Source organism: Actinospica durhamensis (assembly GCF_018139695.1).
Taxonomy (GTDB): domain Bacteria; phylum Actinomycetota; class Actinomycetes; order Streptomycetales; family Catenulisporaceae; genus Actinospica; species Actinospica durhamensis.
In genome coordinates, this window is sequence record NZ_JAGSOG010000901.1 from 1 (window position 1) to 382 (window position 382).

Consider the following 382-nt stretch of genomic DNA (forward strand, 5'->3'; position numbering starts at 1 on the left):
GACGCGGCCACCTGCGCGGACTGCTTGCGGGAGGTGCTGGATCCGGCGGATCGGCGGTACGGGTATCCGTTCACGAACTGCACCCACTGCGGGCCCCGCTTCACCATCGTGCGCGGGGTGCCGTATGACCGGCCGCTGACGACGATGGCGGGGTTCGCGATGTGCGCGGCGTGTCTGGCCGAGTACGAGGATCCGGCGGACCGGCGCTTCCACGCTCAGCCGACGTGCTGTGGGGAGTGTGGGCCGCGGCTGCGGTTCGTGAGGACAGGTGACGGCGCGGGTGACGGCGCAGGTGACGACCCGGGTGACGACCCGGGTGACGGCGCGGATGACGGCGCAGGTGACGGCGCGGATGACGACCCGGGTGACGAAAGCGCGGTGG

Annotated in this window: 1 pseudogene; it reads left to right on the plus strand. The window is 72.0% G+C overall.

Annotated features, from left to right (window positions below):
* A pseudogene (locus tag KDL01_RS46695) lies at nt 1-382 on the plus strand (hypothetical protein); the annotation flags it as partial.